The following is a 19,385-nucleotide window of genomic DNA, read 5'->3' as shown; positions in this document are numbered from 1 at the left end:
TGCTGAAAACGGCGCGATGCTGATCTGGGAGTTCTTCTACCAAGAGGTGCGCATGCGATGCCAGGAGCCAGACCTGGCCGGATGGTGGCGTGCCAGGCGCTTGCGGCAACACCCAGCGCTGACGCTTGGCGTAAAATGGCCGGATCATGAGTGCGAATCACCTTCCCGACTACGCTGGTGGCAGCATCGTCAATCTGGTGCAGAGCATCGCCACAGCCTGCGGCAGCACCAGCAGTCCATATCCACCGCTACCGGCGTTGTCGGCGGCGCAACTGGGCCGGGCGCGGCATATCGTACTGCTGGTCATCGATGGGCTGGGGCAACGGACGCTGGCCAGACACGCCAGCAGCCCGCATCTGCAACACCACCTGCTCGGCAGCATGACTTCGGTCTTTCCGTCGACCACTGCCAGCGCCATCACCACCTTCATGACCGGCCTCGCGCCGGCGCAGCACGGTCTCACCGGTTGGCACATGCATCTGGACGAGATCGACCAGACCCTGGCAATCCTGCCGCTGACACCCCGATTGGGGCCGCCCCGACTGTCGCCGGCCGCTCTGCCGTCGCGCCTGTTCGAGCATCCGTCGCTGTTTCAGAGGCTGGATCGCGAGTCCTGGGTGGTAACGCCACAGAGCATCGTCGACAGCCCCTTCAACGCCTGGCACTCGCGTGCTGCGCAGACCCGTGCCTACCACTCGGTCGCCGAGATGTTTGCCTGTCTGGGCGAACTTCTGCAGGAAACGACCCGCTCGCGCTATGTCTATGCCTACTACCCCGACCTCGACAGCTGTTCGCATCATTACGGCACCGACAGCCGCCAGGCACAACAGACACTGAGCACGGTTGACACCCTGTTCGGTGAGTTGCTGCACAAGCTGCGCGGCAGCAATACCTGGGTGCTGCTCACCGCCGACCATGGTTTCATTGATTCTCCCCATCGCCGAGTCATCAGTCTCGACGACCATCCACAGCTCGCCGCACTGCTGCTCCGGCCCTTGTGCGGTGAGCGCCGGGTCGCCTATTGCTACGTCGCCGCGGCCAATCGGCCGGCTTTCGAAGACTATGTGCGCCGCCATCTGGCCCGCGCTGCCCACCTCTACGCCAGCGACCGACTGATTGCAGGCGGATGGTTCGGTCCTCCCCCCTACCATCCGCGCCTCGCATCCCGAATCGGTGACTACACCCTGGTGATGAAGGACAACTGGACGATCAAGGACTGGCTGCCGGGAGAAAAGCATTTTGCAATGCTCGGCGTACATGGCGGCATCAGCAGCAGCGAAATGCGCGTTCCGCTGATCGCGCTGCTGGCCTGACGGTCATGACTTTCCTATTAACTGCCGGGATCAGCGGTTTGCTCCGCGCCCACTTTTTCTCGAGGAGTCCCACCATGGCCAACGACCATGCCAAAACCGCACACACCGATCGCCTGATTGCCGACGCCATCCGCAACCGCCTTGGCCGTGAGGCGGGCTATCGCGAACAGGCCCTGAAAATCTACCCATGGATCTGTGGTCGCTGCGCCCGTGAATTCACACACCAGAATCTGCGCGAACTCACCGTTCACCACCGCGACCACAATCACGACAACAACCCTAGTGACGGCAGCAACTGGGAGCTGTTATGCCTCTACTGCCACGATAACGAACACGCCAGGGAACTCGACGCAGCCGCGGCCCGCCAGTCTGGCATCGCTTCGCTTGGCGCGACGGCCAGAGCGCCGGCGACAGCGCAGCCATTCGCGAACCTGAAGGAACTCCTGAAAAGCCGCTGATCCTGCCTCGCGAAGGAAGCTTGGACAAGCGCCGAATATCGTTTGATCGAGCAGGTCTGCGCGACTCACCCCCTGGATCGTTTTCAGGCAGAATCCGATTGCTGGCTGGCCCCATGACGCCTGGCAATCCTGCCAGACCGCTCGGCCACCTCGTCGTGCACAGCGTATGTGAGAGCAAGACAAGTGAGTAATCAAGACTGCTTCCGTATCCTAGAGGACATCGCCCGCGACCTTTCGGACGATGTCGTTTCTTTTCCGACTTTCCTCGATATCACCTTTCAGGTACGAACCGCGCTCAGAAAACCCGATTTGACCATCAACCATCTGGGTACGCTGATCAGCGCCGAGCCCCTGATGAGCACCAAGATCATCCGTTTGGCCAATTCGGTGGCGATGAACCCCTCTGGAAGGGCCATCGTCGACGTCAATCGTGCGATTTCGCGAATTGGCATGGAGGCAGTGCGCAGCGTTTCCTTTGCCGTGGCCATGGAGCAACTTCTCAACTCCAAGAAGATGGCCCCATTCGCAGCGCTGTCGCGGCGCCTTTGGGAACACACCATGCAGGTCGCCGCGCTGGCACGCGTCCTGGCACGTCGCTTGACCCAGGTCAGTCCCGACGAGGCCATGTTTGCCGGCCTGGTGCATGACCTCGGCGTGTTCTACCTGCTCTCGCGGGCAGTAAATTTCCCTGCCCTGGTCGGCGACCCAGCTGAACTGCATGCGCTGCTGGTCGATTGGCATGACAGTATCGGGCACGCGCTGCTGGCTGCGATGGGGATGCCGGAAGAGCTGCTGGTGGTGGTACAGGAGCACGAACAGGATCGAACGATCGTGACCCTGAAAACGCTGGGCGACGTGCTGTTCGTCGCCAACAAGCTGGCCAATCTGCAGCATGGATGGCGGGACAGCCTGTTTTGCGTTCCGCTGGACCCTGCCAGGCTGTTGCAGCTATTTGACGCCCAGGCGCTCGGCGCCCTGCTTGCCGAATCCGCAGAAGACCTGGCCTCGCTGAAAAGCGCTCTTGGCTCCTGAAGTCGCCGACCGGCGCCGCCCGAACCACAGCGCAATCGATGACTGCCCGTGCGTACTACAGTTGCCGGATCTTGGCGAGCAAGCCGGTCGTCGATGTCTGGTGAATGAACGGCAAGGAGCGCACGCAACCGCCCCAGCCGTGCACTTCCTCATTGCCGACGATTCTTTCGAGCGGCCAGTCGCCACCCTTGACGAGAATATCGGGTCGGCAATCGAGAATGCGCTGCAATGGCGTATCTTCCTCAAACCAAGTCACCAGAGTGACCGATTCGAGAGCGGCGATGACTGCCAGACGATCGCGCAAGGGATTGACCGGACGGTCATCGCCTTTGCCAAGACGTTTGACCGACGCATCCGAGTTCAGCGCAACAACCAGCGCCGCGCCGAGTGCGCGGGCTTCGGCGAGGAGGCTGACATGGCCACGGTGCAGCAGATCGAAGCAGCCGTTGGTGAACACCAGCGGACGCGGCACGCTGTCTATGCGCTCGGCAAATTCGCCGGGGGCAACGATCTTGCTTTCGAATGCCGGCAGGCGGGTCGATGGTTGAGGCATTGGATTGGGCATCCGTCACTCCGCAAAAGCGCCCATCGTACAGCCTTTCGAAATCCGGCGTCGCCGATCCACCCGATCATTGGGCGCACGAATCCATCCTTTTTCGGTATCGTGCGCTATTCGGGACTCGCCACAGGGGCCGCTACATGCACCATCGCTACCCACTGCACATCCATATTTCGACGCTGTTTCTGGCGCTGATACTTCTCGTTTGCGGCGTTCTCGGCGGCATCGGCTACCAACTCAGCAGCAAGCTGCTGGAAGAATCCGCTGCCGACCTGACGGCACGCATCAGCCGTGCAGCACTGCTCGAGATGCGGCGCATCATCGAACCGGCGGAGGTGGCTACTCGCCTGTTGAGCCTGCAGCGTGTGACCAGCGCGACCTCGCTCAAGGAGCGTCTCGACAGCCTGGAGTTCATGCGCCAGGCGCTCGACAGTTCGCCGGCGCTGTCTTCGCTCTACGTCGGTTACGACAATGGCGACTTCTTCCTGGTTGGACGTGTTGGCCATGGCAGCGCGAGCGAGGCCGCGCGAGCGCCGGCCGGCGCGAACTACGTCGTGCAGAGCATCGAGCGGGTCGGGGCCGCACCGCGCGGTCGTTTTATCTATCTTGACGCAGCCCTGCAGACCCTGCGCGACGACGATCGTCCGGACTACGCCGCGGCCTATGATCCGCGTGACCGGATCTGGTATACCGAAGGACAGGCCTCCCCGACGCAGGTCAAGACGCCTCCGTACCTCTTTTTCTCGAGCCGGCGGGTCGGCACGACACTGGCCAGTCGCGCCGGTGGCGGACGATCCGTGGTCGGTGCAGACATTCTGCTCGATACGCTCGGCAAGTCACTGGCCGGACAAAAGGTGACCCCGGGAAGCGAGATGGTGCTCGTCAACGCTCAGGGCTACGTACTGGCCCACGAGGATGTTTCGCGAATGGTGCTGGCCTCGCCGGAAAGCGACGGTAAGCCGTCGTTGGCGAGAATCGACGAGCTGGCGGTGCCGGTGCTGGTACCGCTCCTGGCCGTCGTGAGGCAGATGCAGGGTCAGGAGGCTGCCTATGCCCTTGGCGTCAAGGTGGGTGGCAACGAGTGGAGAGTCTCGGTTAATCGCCTCATGCTCGAAGGAGTGCCGCCGCTCTACCTGGTCACTGCTATCCCGGAAAACGAGCTGATGGCTGGGGCACTGCAAGTGATACGTCAATCGGCGGCGGCCACGCTGCTCGTTCTGCTGTTGTCGATTCCGCTCACTTGGCTGCTGGCGCAGAGCATTTCGCAGTCGCTGCGCCGCCTGGCCAGCGAAGCCGAGGCGATCCGCCATTTCGAATTTTCTCGGCCGATCGTCCTGGAATCTTCGATCAAGGAAGTCACCGAGCTTGCTTTGACCATGGACGGGATGAAGAGAACCATCCATCGCTTTCTGGACATCAACCAGACTGTCGCCGCCGAGCAGAACTTCGACCGCTTGCTGCCGCGCCTGCTCGCCGATACGCTCTCGGCCTCGGGGACGCGGGCCGGTGTGCTTTACCTGGCCGAAGCCAGTCAGCTCAACCCGGCCGTGGCACTCGACGACAACGGTTCGGTGCTGGCCGGCGAATTGCCCTCGCTCGACGTCGCGCACGCCGGCCCGTTGCTCGGCGCTGCATTGGCCGAAGGCATCGCCCGTGCCGGCCGGCTACAGCCCGAAGACCTTGATAGCCTGGGCTACCGGGGGTTGGCGACTGCGAACCTGGCCCAGACGAGCCACGCCATGGCCGTTCCGCTGTGCAACCGCAAGAACGAGCTGGTCGGGGCAATGATTCTGCTCAGCGAGACGGAAACCGACAGCCACCGCCTGAGCTTTGTCAAGGCACTTTCCGGGTCGGCAGCCGTGTCACTTGAAAGCAAGGCACTGATCAAGGCGCAGAAGGATCTGTTCGAAGCGTTCATCCAACTGATCGCGGCGGCAATTGACGCCAAGAGTCCCTATACTGGCGGTCACTGCGCACGCGTTCCGGAACTGACCAAGATGCTGGCACACGCAGCGTGCGCTGCCCGTTGTGGTCCCTACCAGGACTTTCAGTTATCCGAGGATGATTGGGAAGTATTGCACGTGGCCGCCTGGCTGCATGACTGCGGCAAAGTGACGACGCCCGAATACGTGGTGGACAAGGCCACGAAGCTGGAAACCATCCATGACCGCATTCACGAAGTACGGATGCGCTTTGAAGTACTCAAACGTGATGCGGAAATCAGCAGCCTGCAGGCCATGGCCGCCGGCAAGGACGCCGAGACGGTGCGCTGCCAGCTGGCCGCCGAACTACAGCAGCTCGACGAAGACTTCGCCTTCGTTGCCCGATGCAACGAAGGCGGCGAATTCATGGCGCCGGAAAGCATCGATCGCCTGCAGGCGATCGCCGCGCGCACCTGGCTGCGCACACTCGATGACCGCATCGGCATCTCGCACGAAGAGAAGCTGCGCAAGGCGCGCACACCTTGCTCGGCACTGCCCGTTGCCGAAGCGTTGCTCGCCGACAAGCCAGAGCACCTCATCGCCAGGCAGGCGCAGGATCGCATGCCGGAAAACAACCGCTGGGGATTTCGCATGCAGGTCCCGCCGCTGCTATACAACCGGGGCGAACTCTACAACCTTTCTGTCGCACGTGGCACCCTATCGACAGAGGAACGCTACAAGATCAACGAGCATATCGTGCAGACGCTGGTCATGCTGTCGCAACTGCCTTTCCCGAGACACCTCCGGCAAGTGCCGGAAATTGCCGGTGGGCACCACGAGAAGATGGATGGCAGCGGCTATCCGCGGCAACTCAGGCGCGAACAAATGAGTCCGCTGGCAAGAATGATGGCCATCGCCGACATTTTCGAAGCCTTGACAGCGGTCGACCGACCCTACAAGAAGGGCAAGACGCTGTCGGAAGCGCTGGCCATCATGTCCCGGATGCAACAGGAGCAGCACATCGATCCGGAGTTGTTCGCACTCTTCCTGCGCGCCGGGGTATATCTCGACTACGCGCAACGATTCATGCAGCCGGAGCAGGTCGACGCGGTCGATGTCGAAGCTTTGCTGGCCGCGACGCTTCGCTGGCCACCCGCCGTTTGACGCGGCCCTTGATCCGTACGGATGCAGGTTTCGTCCTCCCTGAGCAGAGTACGCGGCCGGGTGTGACATCGTCGAGCGCGGCGTTCGCCACAGACTGTCAGAATTTTTTACGACTACGGTTGATCAATCGCCGGTAGCGCCAGGGAACTGCCGCCCAAGCCATTTTTAAATAAACATAGTTTATATTACGGCATAGCATTTTCTTATTCATCTCTGGCCAGACTGACACTTCCAATCTGCTCGATTCGCTCTGGCCGGCGGTACCGCACGATCCGAGGGCGCTCCGTATGACAGGGCATCATGCTGATATGCAGCACTTTTTGATTGACTCGAGTGTTCCATGGCGCGAGGGAATGGTCTCGGCAAAAGGTTTGAGGGAAATGACAGCGGCGCATTGGAATAAATTGTGCCATTGATCACGGATCATTTAATTAATTCAATTTATGATCTTCATATGTGGCCCCTGATCCTCCTGTCTTCCCTAACCTTCACGTTCTCCCATGACTACGAAAATCTGCGTCAAGTGCAAGCAAGAAAAGTCGATGCTGGAATTTCACAAGAATTCACGAAGTGCGGATGGCCTGCATTCCTACTGCAAGGAGTGCAACAAGGCTCAGGCACTCGCGCACATCCGGGCAGAAAAAGCCAGGAAGGCGCTGCTGCGAGCCGCCAAGCGAGCTGCCAATAATGCGGAGTGATCCGGTGGCCAGCCTGACGTGCTTTTAGTCACGCGGCAGACGGGTGTTCAGTGACCAAGCCCCCAGTATTGCGGGTCACCAAAAGTCGTCTTGAGCTGATCGATGAACAGCCGAACACGTAACGGTAAATGCCGGCGTTGCGGAAATACGGCGTAGATGCCGACACTGGGTGCCGCATGCTCGTCGAGCAGGGAAACGAGTCGGCCATTCTGCAAATCGTCACCCACTTCCCACATCGATCGCCAGGCCAGGCCCTTGCCGGCCAGCGCCCAGGCGTGTAACACCGCTCCGTCATTGCACTCGAAGGTGCCCGACACCTTGTAATTCCTCACCTCACCTCCCACGTTCTGGCGCAGCGCCCAGCCACGTTGTTGACCCAGCGACAGGCAGTTGTGCGCGGCCAGTTCGGCCGGCGTACGAGGCACCCCGTATTCAGCCAGGTAGGCTGGGCTGGCAACGATGACGCGACGCATTTCGCCAAGTTTGCTGCTCGCCAGGCTCGAATCGGCCATTTCGCCGATCCGTACCGCACAGTCAACGCCTTCGTTGAGCAGATCGACGAGCCGATCGGTCAGATCAAGCCGCACGGTGACTTGTGGATTGGCCCGCATGAAGGCAGCTACCTGCGGCGCCACATGCCGACGCCCAAAGCCGGCCGGCGCCGACAGCTTGAGATGACCGCTGGCACGAATGCCACCCAGTGAAACCGCCGCTTCGGCATTCGCCAGATCGTTGAGGATGCGCTGACAGTCCTCGAGGAAAGCCTGCCCTTCGAAGGTCAGCGACAGCTTTCGCGTCGTGCGCAGCAGCAGCTTGACGCCAAGGCGTGCCTCCAGCGCGTCGAGCCGGCGCCCGATCACCGCTGGCGTGATCCCTTCCAACTGTGCCGCTGCCGAGAGACTGCCACGTGTTGCAGCGTTAACGAAGGCCTCGATTTGCTTGATATGGTCCATCTCGCCGATTCGATACCAGAAGTAAAAGATAATTTGATTCCATTCGCTATTATCTTTGATTGCAGCCTCCAATAGAATCGCTGCATTGCATCATCACCCATCGACAGGAGTCATCGCATGAGCCTTAATCTACCCGCCGGCATGCAAATCAACGCACCGATCCAACCCGGTTACGAAACCATTCTTACCCCCGAGGCGCTGGCTCTGGTCGCCAAACTGCACCGCGCTTTCGAGGGTCGCCGCCAGGAACTGCTGCGGGCACGCGTTGCTCGCCAGGAACGGATCGACGCTGGCGAAATGCCCGACTTCCTGCCGGAAACCCGGTCTATCCGCGACGGCGACTGGAAAATTGCACCGCTGCCGAAGGCGCTCGAGCGCCGCCGCACCGAAATCACCGGCCCGGTCGAGGCCAAGATGATCATCAACGCCTACAACTCGGGCGCCGATTCGTACATGAGCGACTTCGAGGACTCGAACAGTCCGAAGTGGGACAACCAGATCCAGGGCCAGGTTAACCTCTACAAAGCCATTCGGCGCCAGTTGTCATTCACCAACGAAGCCGGCAAGGAATATACGCTCAACGAGACCATCGCCACTCTGCAGATTCGTCCGCGCGGCTGGCACCTCGACGAAAAACACGTCACCGTCGATGGTCAGCGCGTTTCTGGCGGCATCTTCGATTTCGGACTCGTCTTTTTCCACAACGCCAGAGAGCAGATCGCGCGCGGCGCTGGCCCCTTCTACTATCTGCCGAAGATGGAATCGCATCTCGAAGCGCGTCTGTGGAACGACATCTTCATCATGGCGCAGGAGCATATCGGCCTGCCGCGCGGCACCATCAAGGCTACCGTGCTGGTCGAGACCATCCTCGCCACCTTCGAGATGGAGGAAATCCTCTACGAACTGCGTGAACACTCGGCGGGCCTCAACGCCGGACGCTGGGACTACATTTTCTCGTGCATCAAGAAGTTCAAGAAGAACCCGGACTTCTGCCTGGCCAACCGTGGCGCGATCACCATGGAGGTTCCCTTCATGCGCAGCTACGCACTGCAGCTGGTCAAAATCTGCCACAAGCGCGGCGCGCCGGCGATGGGCGGCATGAGCGCGCTGATTCCGATCAAGAACGATCCGGTGGCCAACGAAAAGGCGCTGGCAGGCATCCGTCACGACAAGACGCGTGACGCCAATGACGGCTTCGACGGCGGTTGGGTGGCCCACCCAGGGTTGGTGGCGATCGCTGCCGAAGAGTTTCAGAAAGTGCTCGGCGATCGCCCGAACCAGTGGGAAAAGCAGCGCGACGAGACCTTCACGGCGGCGGACTTCCTCAACTTCCAGCCCTCGCAACCCATCACCGAAGCCGGTGTGCGCAACAACATCAACGTCGGCATTCACTACCTCGGCAGCTGGCTCGCCGGCAACGGCTGTGTGCCGATCCACAACCTGATGGAAGACGCCGCCACGGCCGAGATCTCGCGTTCGCAGGTCTGGCAATGGGTGGTTTCGCCCAAAGGCGTCCTCGATGACGGCCGCAAGGTCACCGCCGAGATGGTGCGCAGCATGATCGCCGAAGAACTGCTCAAGGTGAAAACGACGGTCAGTGCTCAGGGAGAAGAGACCGCCACCTACGATCAGGCAGCAGTCATTTTCGACAAGATGTCGCTGACACCGGAATACCCGGAGTTCCTGACCCTGCCGCTGTACGAAGCCATGGAATAGGCCCTCAGAACGAGGCGCCCAGGGCGCGCGCGCGCAAGGCGCCGAGTTCGCGGCTGGCCGGGTCCGGCGAGCTGCGGGTCGGCCAGCCCTGCAGGTGGCTGGCGGCCAGGTCGGCGAGCGCGCGAATCCAGTCGTCCCGCTCGTTGAGGCAGGAAAGGTAGTGGAATTCCCTGCCGCCGGCCTGCATGAACGCACTCCGGCCCTCGATGGCGATTTCTTCGAGCGTCTCGAGACAATCTGCCGGGAATCCCGGGCAGATCACATCGACCCGCTGCACGCCCTGTGCTGCCAGCGCCTTGAGGGTTGGTGCGGTATACGGCTGCAGCCATTCGGCACGGCCGAAACGCGACTGAAAGCAGACCTGGTATTGTTCCTGACCAAGACTCAGCGCCTCGGCAAGCAGGCGGCCGGTCTTTTGGCACTCGCAGTGATAGGGGTCCCCCTTGTCCAGCGTGTAGCGCGGCAGCCCATGAAAGCTCATGACCAGACGATACGATCGGTCCGGCCGGGGGTGACTGAACCAGTGCTCGCGCACACTGGCTGCCAGTGCCGCAATGTAGCCGGGGTGATCGGCAAAATTCCGGACCGTACGTATTTCCGGCTGATTGCGCACACGTTGCAGCCAGGCGCCAACTGCATCGAATGCGCTGGCCGTCGTGCTCGCCGAGTACTGTGGATAGAGTGGCAGCAACAGAATGCGCGTGCAGCCCTCGGCCTTGAGACGGGAGAGCGTTGCCGAAATCGACGGCTCACCATAACGCATGGCGAAATCGACGAGGACCCGATGTCCGGCCTGCCCAAGCAAGCCACGCAGCAACTTGGCCTGACGTTCGACATGCACGCGCAGTGGCGAGCCTTCGGCCGTCCACACCGCCGCGTACTTTTCCGCCGACCGGCGCGGTCGAATATTGAGGATGATGCCGTTCAGAATCAGCCACCAGACAGCGCGCGGGATCTCGACGACGCGCGGATCGGAGAGGAACTCCTTGAGGTAGCGTCGCACCGCGGTGGCCGTCGGCGCTGCCGGGGTCCCCAGGTTGATCAGCAGAACGGCGCTGTTTGTGGATGAACCGTGGCGGTAGACCGGTTCCGGGAAATAACCTGGCATCAGTATCTGGCCTGATAGGTCAGCGCCGAAGAGAGCAGTCGGGCGGTAATTTCGACGATTGGAATGACTCGTTCGTAGGCCATGCGGGTTGGGCCGATGACGCCGACCGATCCGACCACTTCACCGTCCACGGCATACGGTGCCGTGACCACGCTGCACTCGTCAAGGGGAGCCAGCCCCGATTCGCCACCGATGAAGATTTGTACCCCTTCGGCACGCTTCGAGAGATCCAGCAGTTGCATCAGCGAGGTTTGCTGCTCGAAGAGGTTGAACAATTCGCGCAGCCGCCGCATGTTCGACGAGAATTCTTCGACTTCAAGCAGGTTGCGTTCACCTGAAATGACATAGCGGTTGTCGGATCCACGCATTGCCTCGTCACCGGCCGTCAGCGCCGCGGCCATCAGCATCTGCAGATCGCCGCGCAGTTTCTGCAGGTCTTCATGGAGACGGCGACTGATGGACTCAAAATCCTGGCCGACAAAATGCTGATTCAGATAGTTGGTCGCGGTGACCAGTTCGGACGGCGTATAGGCGCGCCCGGGGAAGAGCAGGCGATTCTGCACGTCGCCGTCGGAAGTGACCAGGATCAGCAGAATGCGCTTCTCTGACAGACTGACGAACTCCATCTGACGGATCTTCGGCGTCAGACGGCGCGGCGCCAGGACGATGCCGGCAAAATGGGTCAGCCCGGACAACAGGTGCGAGGCCTTGCTGATCAATTGCGAGGGCTGTGAAGGCAGCAACTGTTCCTCGATGGCGTCGAGCTTGTCCTTTTCGAGCGGCTGGACAGTCAGCAGAGTATCGACAAAAAAGCGGTAGCCGCGTGACGTGGGGACACGCCCGGCAGAGGTGTGCGGACTGGCGATCAGACCAATTTCTTCGAGATCGGCCATGACATTACGCACGGTTGCTGCCGACAGATCCAGGCGCGAGTACCGGGACAGGGCGCGTGATCCGACGGGTTGCCCTTCAGCAATATAGCGTTCGATCAGGGTCTTGAGGAGCGTTTTGGCGCGTTCGTCTAGCATGGGCCGATTCTACAAAAAATCCATCGATCACGGGGCGCCGCGGAAGCAGGCTGAATTGTGGTTTAATTCACGCATGAACAACGCCTTTCCAGAAGATTCGGCTGATTGCGCACCGCCACCCCGGACGATTGCGCTGGTCGGAAAGTACCACAGTCCAGAGATTGCCGAGTCGATTCGCCTGCTGGCCCATTACCTGCAGGAACGCGGCATGACCGTATTGATCGAGGAAGAGACCGCCTGCAACGTCATCTCGCATCTGGAACTCGGAAGCTGGGCGAGCGGCAGTTTCACCTGGCTTGGTGCCCATGCCGACATCGCCATCGTCGTCGGTGGCGACGGTACCATGCTCAATGCCGCACGCCAACTGGCCCGTTATCGGGTGCCTCTGGTCGGCGTAAACCAGGGGCGTCTCGGCTTCATGAGCGACATCGCACGTAGCGACATGCTGACCTGCATGGACGACCTTCTGGATGGCAAGTTCGTTCCGGAGACCCGCATGCTGCTCGATGCGGATGTCGTGCGTGGCGAGCGTAGTATCGTTTCCAACCTGGCCTTGAACGATGTGGTGGTGGACAAGGGCGCGATCGGACGGATGATCGAGCTCGAACTGTTCATCGACGGCGAGTTCATTTACCACCTGCGCTCGGACGGCCTGATCGTCGCCACCTCCACCGGCTCGACGGCCTACGCGCTCTCGGCCAATGGCCCGATCCTGCATCCGCAGGTTTCTGCCATCGCCCTGGTTCCGCTCTGCCCACACGCCCTGACCAACCGGCCAATCCTGGTCGGTGATCGCAACGAAATCGAGATCCGGATCGTGCACGCCACCGATTCGCGTGCTCACTTCGACGGCCAGGTGACGGTTGATCTCCGCAACGAGGATTCCGTACGTATCCGTCGCTCCGAATATTCGATCTGTCTGCTGCATCCGCCGGGTTACAGCTATTTCGCCATGCTCCGACAAAAGCTGCACTGGAGCGAGCGACCCAAGGAACATTGATCCCATGCCGTGACGACGAGATTAACGATCCCCCTATGCTCTGTCGTTTGACGATTCGCGACTTCGTGCTGGTCGACCGGCTGGAACTCGAGTTTCAGCAAGGATTTGGCGCACTGACCGGCGAGACCGGTGCCGGCAAGTCGATTCTCGTCGACGCCCTGGCATTCGCCCTGGGTGAGCGCGCCGACACGGGCCTCATTCGCGCCGGGAGCGAGCGCGCGGAGGTGAGTGCCGAGTTCGACCTTGCGGCTTCGCCGGCGGCTGCCGCCTGGCTACAGGCGCATGATCTGGATACGCAGGGCGTTTTGCTGCTGCGTCGCGTACTGGATGCCAGCGGCCGTTCGCGCGCCTATCTGAATGGTTCGCCAGTGACCGTCCAGCAGTTGCGGGAGGTGGCCGAATCGTTGGTCGACATCCACGGTCAGCATGCGCATCAGTCGCTGCTGCGCAGCGAAGCGCAGCGCGCTCTGCTCGATTCGCACGCCCGGCTCGAATCCCTGCTCGCGGAAGTCGCCACCGCATGGCGCAACTGGCGCGCGGCCAAGACGCTGTTGGATACCGCCAGCAGCGGCAGCGAGGCCTTGGCCGTCGAACGCGAGCAACTGGAATGGCAGGTTCGTGAACTGCAAACACTCCACTTCTCGACCGAAGAATGGCAGCTTCTGAACGAGGAGCACAAACGTTTGGGCCATGCAGCCAGCCTTGTCGAAGGCGCGCAGTTCGCCTTGCAGGTATTGGCCGAGGGCGACGCCGCTTGTGAGGCCCAGGTCGCTGCCGCGATCAATCGCCTGGATGGGCTTTGCGAGTACGATCCGGCGCTATCCGAAATCACCGATCTGCTGCAATCAGTGCAGGCCGAACTCAGCGAAGCGGCCTCTGCCCTGCATCGTTACACCCATCGTATCGAACTCGACCCACGGCGTCTGGTGGAAGTCGAACAACGCATCGAAGCGATCCTGGGTTGTGCGCGCAAATTCCGCTGTGCTCCCGATGACCTGCCAGGGCTACTGGCACGCTGGCAGGAGCGACTGAGCGTCCTTGGTGAGGCTGCCGACCTCACCGCCCTGGCGGCGCGCGCCACGGCCGCCCGTGTGCAGTATGAACAGCTCGCGCAGCGTCTCTCCGGCAAACGCGCCCAGGCAGCCGAAGTGCTCGGCCGCGAAGTCAGCCAGGTCATGCAACAGTTGGCGCTTGCTGGAGGCCGCTTCGAGCTTGGCTTGTTGCCGGTCGAAGGAGGGAATGCTGCCGGGTTTGAACAGGTCGAGTTTCGTATCGCCGGCCTGGCCGGTAGCGAACCGCGGTCGCTGGCCAAGGTCGCTTCCGGGGGCGAACTCTCACGGATCAGTCTCGCCATTCAGGTGGTCACCAGTCAGGCGGCAAGCGTACCGACGCTGATCTTCGACGAGGTCGATGTCGGCATCGGTGGTGGTGTTGCCGAAGTCGTCGGCTGCTTGCTGCGCGAATTGGGAGGCGAAAGACAGGTTCTTTGCGTGACGCACCTGCCGCAGGTTGCCGCACGCGCCAACTGGCAATGGCAAGTCAGCAAGACGATTCGGGCAGGATCGGTGCGCAGCCACGTTGCCACACTCGAAGGAGATGCCCGGGTGGAGGAAATTGCTCGCATGCTTGGCGGCATCGACATTACGTCGATTACCCGTCAGCATGCCAGGGAAATGCTGATCACGGCAGACGGAGGCGGCAGCAACGGCTCACGACGCCCTTGATCCAGCGTTGGCGGGTCACCCTTGACCATGAAATGCCCTAACTCCCTGATTTCGGGAATCGTCCCTCAATGGACAAATCGCGCTGGCAAGGCGTCGCGCTCGGTGCTTCGCAGCCCGATCCGGAGTTCGGCAACGTCGCTCTGCCCGGCGTCGTCCGCGACCAGCAGGCCGGACGCTGCCGCGCCGGCGAAGGCGTCGTTGCCGGCCAGCGCTATCTCGATGCCGGGTTCACGCCGGAGATCCTGCGCCGCCTGATGGGCCCCGGCGGGACCCGGACCGAGCTTCCTGCACATCGCCACGCACTTCAAGACCGAGAAATCGCTGCTCCTGCTCAAAGTCCTCTCTTTTGTCTGGCCACCGCAAACCCGATGGCTGACCACGGGAGTCGAGGGCGATTGGCGACGCTCTGGAGGGGGTGTCGGCCGCCCACGCCGATGAAGACCGGGGCGGGTGGCGGGCAAGCATCCATTGCACCGACGGCCCTGTCGGGGAATTCAGATCACCAGGAGATGACGACTTTTTGCCTCAGGAACGGCTTGCCGCGGGACCGCACGATCCAGCGTCACCAGGCGGCCGCCTTGCTGCACCGCCAGTGCCAGCAGATACACGTCGCTCACCTGGCGGGAGCCGAGTACGGCATTCCAGGCAATCCGGCCGCTCGCGAGGATGCTCACGGCGTCTGGCCAGAAAACGTGATGGCTGGTCGCCGTCGCTGCGGCGAGACGTTCGGCGATGGCCCCGGCCGGCAGTGCGTTCGGGTAGCCGGGTTGCGACATGATCCGGATACAACCGTTCTCGGTCAGCGGACACGACGCCCAGCCCGACTGAATGTTCTCCTGCAACCAGGCCATGGCTCTGGTGTGATGCAGGTGGTCGCTGTCCAGCAGGGCGATCAGCACATTCACATCGAGCAAGGCGCGCATCAAACGCCTTCCTCGTCTCTCAGCTGGTCGACCTGCTCGTTGGTGACCACTTTCCCCCGTGACGGGAAGGGGCGGAAACCGTGGACGGCCGCCGGCTCGCTGGGGCTGCTGGTCGTCGATGGCGGCGACTGGGTCAGGGCTTGCCGCAAGAGGTGCGAGATCACCCGGCCGGCCGTCGTCCCGCCACGCCGGGCAAGCTCCTTGGCAGCCAGCAGGACATCGTCTTCGATATCGAGAGTGGTACGCATGAGCATTCTCCTGACCAGTGATGCATTGATGCTAACGCATCAGAACACTGCAAGCAAGCAACGATACCCAACCCGATGGGATCATGGATCACCGTCGTGTGTTGAAGTCGACATAAAAAGGGGCCGACGGGGGCCCTTGAAGTCTGAGCGATCGACGGTGTTCAGAACGGCGGTTCGTCGGCTGTGCCGTGGTCGGCAGGAAGTGGTTCGCCCGGACCGCCGCTTGCGAAAGCGCGTCCGCAACGTCCTGGCGTTCTGCAGGGCCTGGCTGGGCTGTTGAACCACTTCCGGCTTAGCCTGATGTTCTATTACAATGCCACTTGCAAAATTTCGGGCGAATCGCTTATAGTGCGTCGTGCATTACCAAAGTCATATTGTATGAAGGTATGGCAGGAAGTCGACTTTCTGCTGGTCCACTTGGCGTGAATGTAAGAAAGGATAGTCATGAGCACCGTCAACAAAGTAGTTGAGAAGGTCGATCCGCGCGAAATTCGTCGCAGGCTTGGTTTGAATCAGCAGCAGTTCTGGTCCAAGATCGGCGTGACGCAGAGTGGCGGTTCGCGCTATGAAAGCGGCCGCAATATGCCCAAGCCGGTGCGTGAGCTGCTCAGGCTCGTCCATGTCGAGCAGATCGACATTCAGCGCCTCAAACGTGAAGACATCGAGGTTCTCGAATACGTGAAGGCGGAAGACCCGGAACTCTTCAAGACCCTCAAGAAGGCGGCCAAGAGCAAGCTCAAGAAGCCTGCCTGAAAGTTCGTTCTGCGGGTTCCCGGCCTGTTCATACGACTTGAAAATGGGAGCCGGAAATTGCTGCGCATGGCAGGGAAATCTTACCGGCCCTTCCACTCGGCCCGGCGCTTGCCGATGAATGCGTCGATCCCCTCGCCGGCGTCGGCGGTCATCATGTTGCAGGCCATCACTTCAGAGGCATACTGGTAGGCAGCGTCCAGCCCCATTTCAAGTTGCTTGTAGAACATCTGCTTGCCCATTCCGATGGCTACCGAAGACTTGGCAACGATCGATCGGGCGAACCGGTCAATCTCGGCATCGAGCGCATCGGCGGCGACGACCCGATTCACCAGCCCTTGCTGTAAAGCCGTTCGGGCATCGATGAAATCGCCGGTGAGCAGCATCTCGAGCGCCTGCTTGCGACCGAGGTTGCGCGACAGTCCGACCGCCGGCGTCGCGCAGAACAGGCCGACGTTGATGCCTGAGGTGGCAAAGCGCGCACTGTCGACAGCGACCGCCAGGTCACACATCGACACCAGCTGACAACCGGCGGCAGTGGCAATGCCATGCACACGCGCGATGACCGGTTGCGGCATTTGCGTCAGGGTGATCATCATCTTGCCGCAACGCCGGAACAGATCCTGCATGAACGCCTGGTGGTGATTGGCCCGCATCTCCTTGAGATCGTGTCCGGCACAAAAGGCTTTGCCGGCACCCGCGATGATCACGACACGCACTGCCGGATCCGGCGCGATCGCATCCAGTTCCGCCTGCAAGGCCGCAATCATCGCCTGCGACAAGGCGTTGAACTGCTGTGCGCGATTCAGCATCAGCGTCGCGATGCCCTCGTGATCGGTGCGGATAACGTAGGGGTCTTCCTGGGTTGACGTCGGGGGATGCATGCTTCTCTCCTGGGAACGGGTTGTAGAGGATCATTTGCGAGTGCCGGACAAGCGGCGTCCACCCGCCTGCCGGCCACAGCGGCAGCTTCGGCTTACTCGATCGCGGCTGCGGATTTCGCCTGTTCGCGCAACACGTACTTCTGGATCTTGCCGGTCGAGGTCTTCGGCAAAGTACAGAAGATCACCCGCTTGGGAACCTTGAAACGTGCCATGTGCTGGCGGCAGAACTCGATCACCTCCTGCTCGCTCGGCGCCGCCCCTTCGCGCAACTCGATGAAGGCGCAGGGCACCTCGCCCCAAGTGCGGTCAGGCGTCGCCACGACGGCCGCAGCAATCACCGCCGGGTGCTTGTAGAGGACATCCTCGACCTCGATCGACGAAATGTTTTCTCCCCCGGAGATGATCACGTCCTTCGAACGATCCTTGATCTTCACGTAGCCATCGGCGTGCATCACCGCCAGGTCGCCGGTGTGGTACCAGCCGCCGGCAAACGACTCCGCGGTCGCTTTCGGGTTCTTGAGATAGCCCTTCATCACCAGATTGCCACGGAACATGATCTCGCCCATGGTCTCCTTGTCCCAGGGTACCGCCTCCATGCTCGCCGGATCGAGCACGGTGATCGCTTCCTGCGCGTGGTAACGCACGCCCTGTCGACCGTTCAGATCAACCTGTTCGGCCACCGGCAGCGCGGCCCAGTTGGCGTGTTTGGCACACACCGCCGCCGGCCCGTAGGTTTCGGTCAGACCGTACACATGCGTGAGATCGACGCCGATGTTCGCCATCGCTTCGATGACTGCGGCCGGCGGCGGTGCGGCCGCGATCAGGCCGGCAACCTGGTGTGTGATGCCGGCGCGCAAGTCGGCCGGCGCATTGGCCATCAGACTGTGCACGATCGGTGCGCCACAGTAGTGGGTGACGCGGTGTGCACGGATCGCTTCGAATATCAGCTTCGGATCGACGCGGCGCAAACAGACGTTGGTGCCGGCGTTGGCGGCCATCGTCCAGACGAAGCACCAGCCGTTGCAGTGGAACATCGGCAGCGTCCACAGATAGACCGAATGCGGCGGCATTCCCCAACTGACGATGTTGCTCATCGAGTTGAGATAGGCACCACGATGATGGTAAACCACGCCCTTCGGGTTGCCGGTGGTTCCGGAGGTGTAGTTGAGCGAGATGGCATCCCATTCGTCAGCCGGGCCGCCCCAGGGAAACTCCGGGCTCCCGCCGGCAATGAACTGCTCGTACTCCTGCGTGCCCAGGCGTTCACCGGGGCCGCTGTACTCGGGATCGTCAACATCGATCACCAGGATCGGGCTGCGCAGAACGGCCAGCGCCTTTTTCACGGTAGGCGAATACTCGCGGTCGGTAATCAGCACCCTGGCCTCGCCGTGCTCGAGCATGAAAGCAATCGTTTCGGCATCCAGACGGGTATTGAGCGTATTCAAAACCGCGCCGGTGACCGGCACGCCGAAGTGGCACTCGACCATCTCCGGGGTATTGTTGAGCATCACGGCCACGGTGTCGCCCTCGCCGATACCGTGGTTGGTCAACGCCGACGCGAGGCGGCGGACGCGGGTAAAAGTCTCGAGCCAGCTATAGCGACGCTGACCGTGAATCACTGCCGTGCGCTCGGAATAGATATAAGCGCTCCTGGCAATGAATGTCAGCGGCGTCAGCGGCGTGTAATTGGCCGTATTCTTGTCGAGACCTTCTTGGTAAATATTTGGCATCCCCAGCTTCTCCTCTCAGGTGATCAGTATGATTGGCTTTCGCCTGCCGTTGACCGGCAGTGCTTCAGCCTGCCACGTTTCTCCAGATCATTCAACCACGCAGCGAACTCTCGCCCGAGTTCTCCGCTGGCCACAACCAGGGCAATGACGCCACCCTGGGCGTCGGCGGTCGGCG

General features: G+C 61.4%; 18 protein-coding genes. 9 read left to right on the top strand and 9 right to left on the bottom strand.

Going from position 1 to position 19,385, the window contains the following annotated elements; all coding sequences use genetic code 11:
* Nucleotides 1–146 precede the first annotated feature (146 nt).
* From CAPSK01_RS13010 to CAPSK01_RS13000, 3 genes are all read left to right on the top strand, one after another.
* Nucleotides 147–1,313, top strand: a complete 1,167-nt coding sequence (locus CAPSK01_RS13010) for a nucleotide pyrophosphatase/phosphodiesterase family protein (RefSeq protein WP_034927309.1) — start codon at nt 147–149, stop codon at nt 1,311–1,313.
* A 74-nt stretch (nt 1,314–1,387) separates the two neighbouring features.
* Nucleotides 1,388–1,771: a YajD family HNH nuclease gene (locus CAPSK01_RS13005; protein WP_034927286.1), complete on the top strand. Its 384-nt coding sequence runs from the start codon at nt 1,388–1,390 to the stop codon at nt 1,769–1,771.
* Nucleotides 1,772–1,954: 183 nt separating this feature from the next.
* Nucleotides 1,955–2,803, top strand: a complete 849-nt coding sequence (locus CAPSK01_RS13000; RefSeq protein ID WP_034927283.1) for an HDOD domain-containing protein — start codon at nt 1,955–1,957, stop codon at nt 2,801–2,803.
* Nucleotides 2,804–2,858: 55 nt separating this feature from the next.
* Here CAPSK01_RS13000 and CAPSK01_RS12995 read toward each other — a convergent pair whose 3' ends face one another.
* Entirely contained in the window at nt 2,859–3,368 is a 510-nt protein-coding gene (locus tag CAPSK01_RS12995) for an adenylyltransferase/cytidyltransferase family protein (RefSeq protein ID WP_273703642.1), read from the bottom strand.
* A 134-nt stretch (nt 3,369–3,502) separates the two neighbouring features.
* On the opposite strand from CAPSK01_RS12995, the gene CAPSK01_RS12990 reads away from it, so the two are divergent.
* Nucleotides 3,503–6,448, top strand: a complete 2,946-nt coding sequence (locus CAPSK01_RS12990; protein ID WP_034927280.1) for an HD domain-containing phosphohydrolase — start codon at nt 3,503–3,505, stop codon at nt 6,446–6,448.
* Between the two features lie 542 nt (nt 6,449–6,990).
* Nucleotides 6,991–7,146, top strand: coding sequence for a hypothetical protein (locus CAPSK01_RS12985; RefSeq protein WP_273703641.1), 156 nt, complete (start codon nt 6,991–6,993; stop codon nt 7,144–7,146).
* A gap of 47 nt (nt 7,147–7,193) precedes the next feature.
* Here the strand turns inward: CAPSK01_RS12985 and CAPSK01_RS12980 are convergent, their stop codons facing one another.
* Complete coding sequence (locus CAPSK01_RS12980) at nt 7,194–8,099, bottom strand: LysR family transcriptional regulator (protein ID WP_034927585.1); 906 nt, start codon at nt 8,097–8,099, stop codon at nt 7,194–7,196.
* Between the two features lie 117 nt (nt 8,100–8,216).
* Here CAPSK01_RS12980 and aceB point away from each other — a divergent pair, with 117 nt between their 5' ends.
* Nucleotides 8,217–9,815 carry a malate synthase A gene (aceB, locus tag CAPSK01_RS12975; protein WP_034927269.1) on the top strand — a complete coding sequence of 533 codons (1,599 nt, stop codon included), beginning with the start codon at nt 8,217–8,219 and terminating at the stop codon, nt 9,813–9,815.
* A 4-nt stretch (nt 9,816–9,819) separates the two neighbouring features.
* On the opposite strand, the gene hemH is transcribed toward aceB, so the two are convergent.
* On the bottom strand, nt 9,820–10,923 hold the full coding sequence (gene hemH / locus CAPSK01_RS12970) for a ferrochelatase (protein WP_034927267.1): 1,104 nt from the start codon (nt 10,921–10,923) through the stop codon (nt 9,820–9,822).
* Nucleotides 10,923–11,951 (bottom strand): heat-inducible transcriptional repressor HrcA, encoded by a 1,029-nt coding sequence (hrcA, locus tag CAPSK01_RS12965; RefSeq protein ID WP_034927264.1) that lies wholly within the window; start codon nt 11,949–11,951, stop codon nt 10,923–10,925. The genes hemH and hrcA overlap by 1 nt, the downstream gene beginning before the upstream one ends.
* Before the next feature lie 73 nt (nt 11,952–12,024).
* Here hrcA and CAPSK01_RS12960 point away from each other — a divergent pair, with 73 nt between their 5' ends.
* Nucleotides 12,025–12,951 (top strand): NAD kinase, encoded by a 927-nt coding sequence (locus CAPSK01_RS12960; protein ID WP_273703640.1) that lies wholly within the window; start codon nt 12,025–12,027, stop codon nt 12,949–12,951.
* A gap of 35 nt (nt 12,952–12,986) precedes the next feature.
* Entirely contained in the window at nt 12,987–14,675 is a 1,689-nt protein-coding gene (gene recN, locus CAPSK01_RS12955) for a DNA repair protein RecN (protein ID WP_034927261.1), read from the top strand.
* 65 nt (nt 14,676–14,740) lie between these two features.
* Here recN and CAPSK01_RS12950 read toward each other — a convergent pair whose 3' ends face one another.
* The 3 genes from CAPSK01_RS12950 to CAPSK01_RS12940 all read right to left on the bottom strand — a co-directional run bounded on the left by CAPSK01_RS12950 (nt 14,741) and on the right by CAPSK01_RS12940 (nt 15,846).
* Nucleotides 14,741–14,968 (bottom strand): hypothetical protein, encoded by a 228-nt coding sequence (locus tag CAPSK01_RS12950; RefSeq protein ID WP_034927254.1) that lies wholly within the window; start codon nt 14,966–14,968, stop codon nt 14,741–14,743.
* A gap of 201 nt (nt 14,969–15,169) precedes the next feature.
* Nucleotides 15,170–15,598 carry a TA system VapC family ribonuclease toxin gene (locus CAPSK01_RS12945; RefSeq protein WP_034927252.1) on the bottom strand — a complete coding sequence of 143 codons (429 nt, stop codon included), beginning with the start codon at nt 15,596–15,598 and terminating at the stop codon, nt 15,170–15,172.
* Nucleotides 15,598–15,846, bottom strand: coding sequence for a hypothetical protein (locus CAPSK01_RS12940; protein ID WP_034927250.1), 249 nt, complete (start codon nt 15,844–15,846; stop codon nt 15,598–15,600). The genes CAPSK01_RS12945 and CAPSK01_RS12940 overlap by 1 nt, the downstream gene beginning before the upstream one ends.
* 444 nt (nt 15,847–16,290) lie before the next feature.
* Here CAPSK01_RS12940 and CAPSK01_RS12935 point away from each other — a divergent pair, with 444 nt between their 5' ends.
* Nucleotides 16,291–16,599 (top strand): transcriptional regulator, encoded by a 309-nt coding sequence (locus CAPSK01_RS12935; RefSeq protein ID WP_034927245.1) that lies wholly within the window; start codon nt 16,291–16,293, stop codon nt 16,597–16,599.
* Nucleotides 16,600–16,679: 80 nt separating this feature from the next.
* Here CAPSK01_RS12935 and CAPSK01_RS12930 read toward each other — a convergent pair whose 3' ends face one another.
* Both CAPSK01_RS12930 and CAPSK01_RS12925 read right to left on the bottom strand, forming a co-directional pair.
* Nucleotides 16,680–17,480, bottom strand: coding sequence for an enoyl-CoA hydratase (locus tag CAPSK01_RS12930; protein ID WP_034927241.1), 801 nt, complete (start codon nt 17,478–17,480; stop codon nt 16,680–16,682).
* Nucleotides 17,481–17,572: 92 nt separating this feature from the next.
* Entirely contained in the window at nt 17,573–19,210 is a 1,638-nt protein-coding gene (locus CAPSK01_RS12925; RefSeq protein ID WP_034927238.1) for an acyl-CoA synthetase, read from the bottom strand.
* Nucleotides 19,211–19,385 lie beyond the last annotated feature (175 nt).

Origin of the sequence: Candidatus Accumulibacter vicinus, from assembly GCF_000584955.1 — a bacterium.
GTDB classification, from domain to species: domain Bacteria; phylum Pseudomonadota; class Gammaproteobacteria; order Burkholderiales; family Rhodocyclaceae; genus Accumulibacter; species Accumulibacter vicinus.
This window is presented reverse-complemented; position numbering and strand designations above follow the sequence as displayed.

Coding starts and splice junctions, on each gene's coding strand:
- CAPSK01_RS13010 (WP_034927309.1), top strand. CDS start 147: ATGAGTGCGAATCACCTTCCCGACTACGCTGGTGGCAGCATCGTCAAT.
- CAPSK01_RS13005 (WP_034927286.1), top strand. CDS start 1,388: ATGGCCAACGACCATGCCAAAACCGCACACACCGATCGCCTGATTGCC.
- CAPSK01_RS12995 (WP_273703642.1), bottom strand. CDS start 3,368: ATGCCCAATCCAATGCCTCAACCATCGACCCGCCTGCCGGCATTCGAA.
- CAPSK01_RS12990 (WP_034927280.1), top strand. CDS start 3,503: ATGCACCATCGCTACCCACTGCACATCCATATTTCGACGCTGTTTCTG.
- CAPSK01_RS12985 (WP_273703641.1), top strand. CDS start 6,991: ATGCTGGAATTTCACAAGAATTCACGAAGTGCGGATGGCCTGCATTCC.
- CAPSK01_RS12980 (WP_034927585.1), bottom strand. CDS start 8,099: ATGGACCATATCAAGCAAATCGAGGCCTTCGTTAACGCTGCAACACGT.
- aceB (WP_034927269.1), top strand. CDS start 8,217: ATGAGCCTTAATCTACCCGCCGGCATGCAAATCAACGCACCGATCCAA.
- hemH (WP_034927267.1), bottom strand. CDS start 10,923: ATGCCAGGTTATTTCCCGGAACCGGTCTACCGCCACGGTTCATCCACA.
- hrcA (WP_034927264.1), bottom strand. CDS start 11,951: ATGCTAGACGAACGCGCCAAAACGCTCCTCAAGACCCTGATCGAACGC.
- CAPSK01_RS12960 (WP_273703640.1), top strand. CDS start 12,025: ATGAACAACGCCTTTCCAGAAGATTCGGCTGATTGCGCACCGCCACCC.
- recN (WP_034927261.1), top strand. CDS start 12,987: ATGCTCTGTCGTTTGACGATTCGCGACTTCGTGCTGGTCGACCGGCTG.
- CAPSK01_RS12950 (WP_034927254.1), bottom strand. CDS start 14,968: ATGTGCAGGAAGCTCGGTCCGGGTCCCGCCGGGGCCCATCAGGCGGCG.
- CAPSK01_RS12945 (WP_034927252.1), bottom strand. CDS start 15,598: ATGCGCGCCTTGCTCGATGTGAATGTGCTGATCGCCCTGCTGGACAGC.
- CAPSK01_RS12940 (WP_034927250.1), bottom strand. CDS start 15,846: ATGCGTACCACTCTCGATATCGAAGACGATGTCCTGCTGGCTGCCAAG.
- CAPSK01_RS12935 (WP_034927245.1), top strand. CDS start 16,291: ATGAGCACCGTCAACAAAGTAGTTGAGAAGGTCGATCCGCGCGAAATT.
- CAPSK01_RS12930 (WP_034927241.1), bottom strand. CDS start 17,480: ATGCATCCCCCGACGTCAACCCAGGAAGACCCCTACGTTATCCGCACC.
- CAPSK01_RS12925 (WP_034927238.1), bottom strand. CDS start 19,210: ATGCCAAATATTTACCAAGAAGGTCTCGACAAGAATACGGCCAATTAC.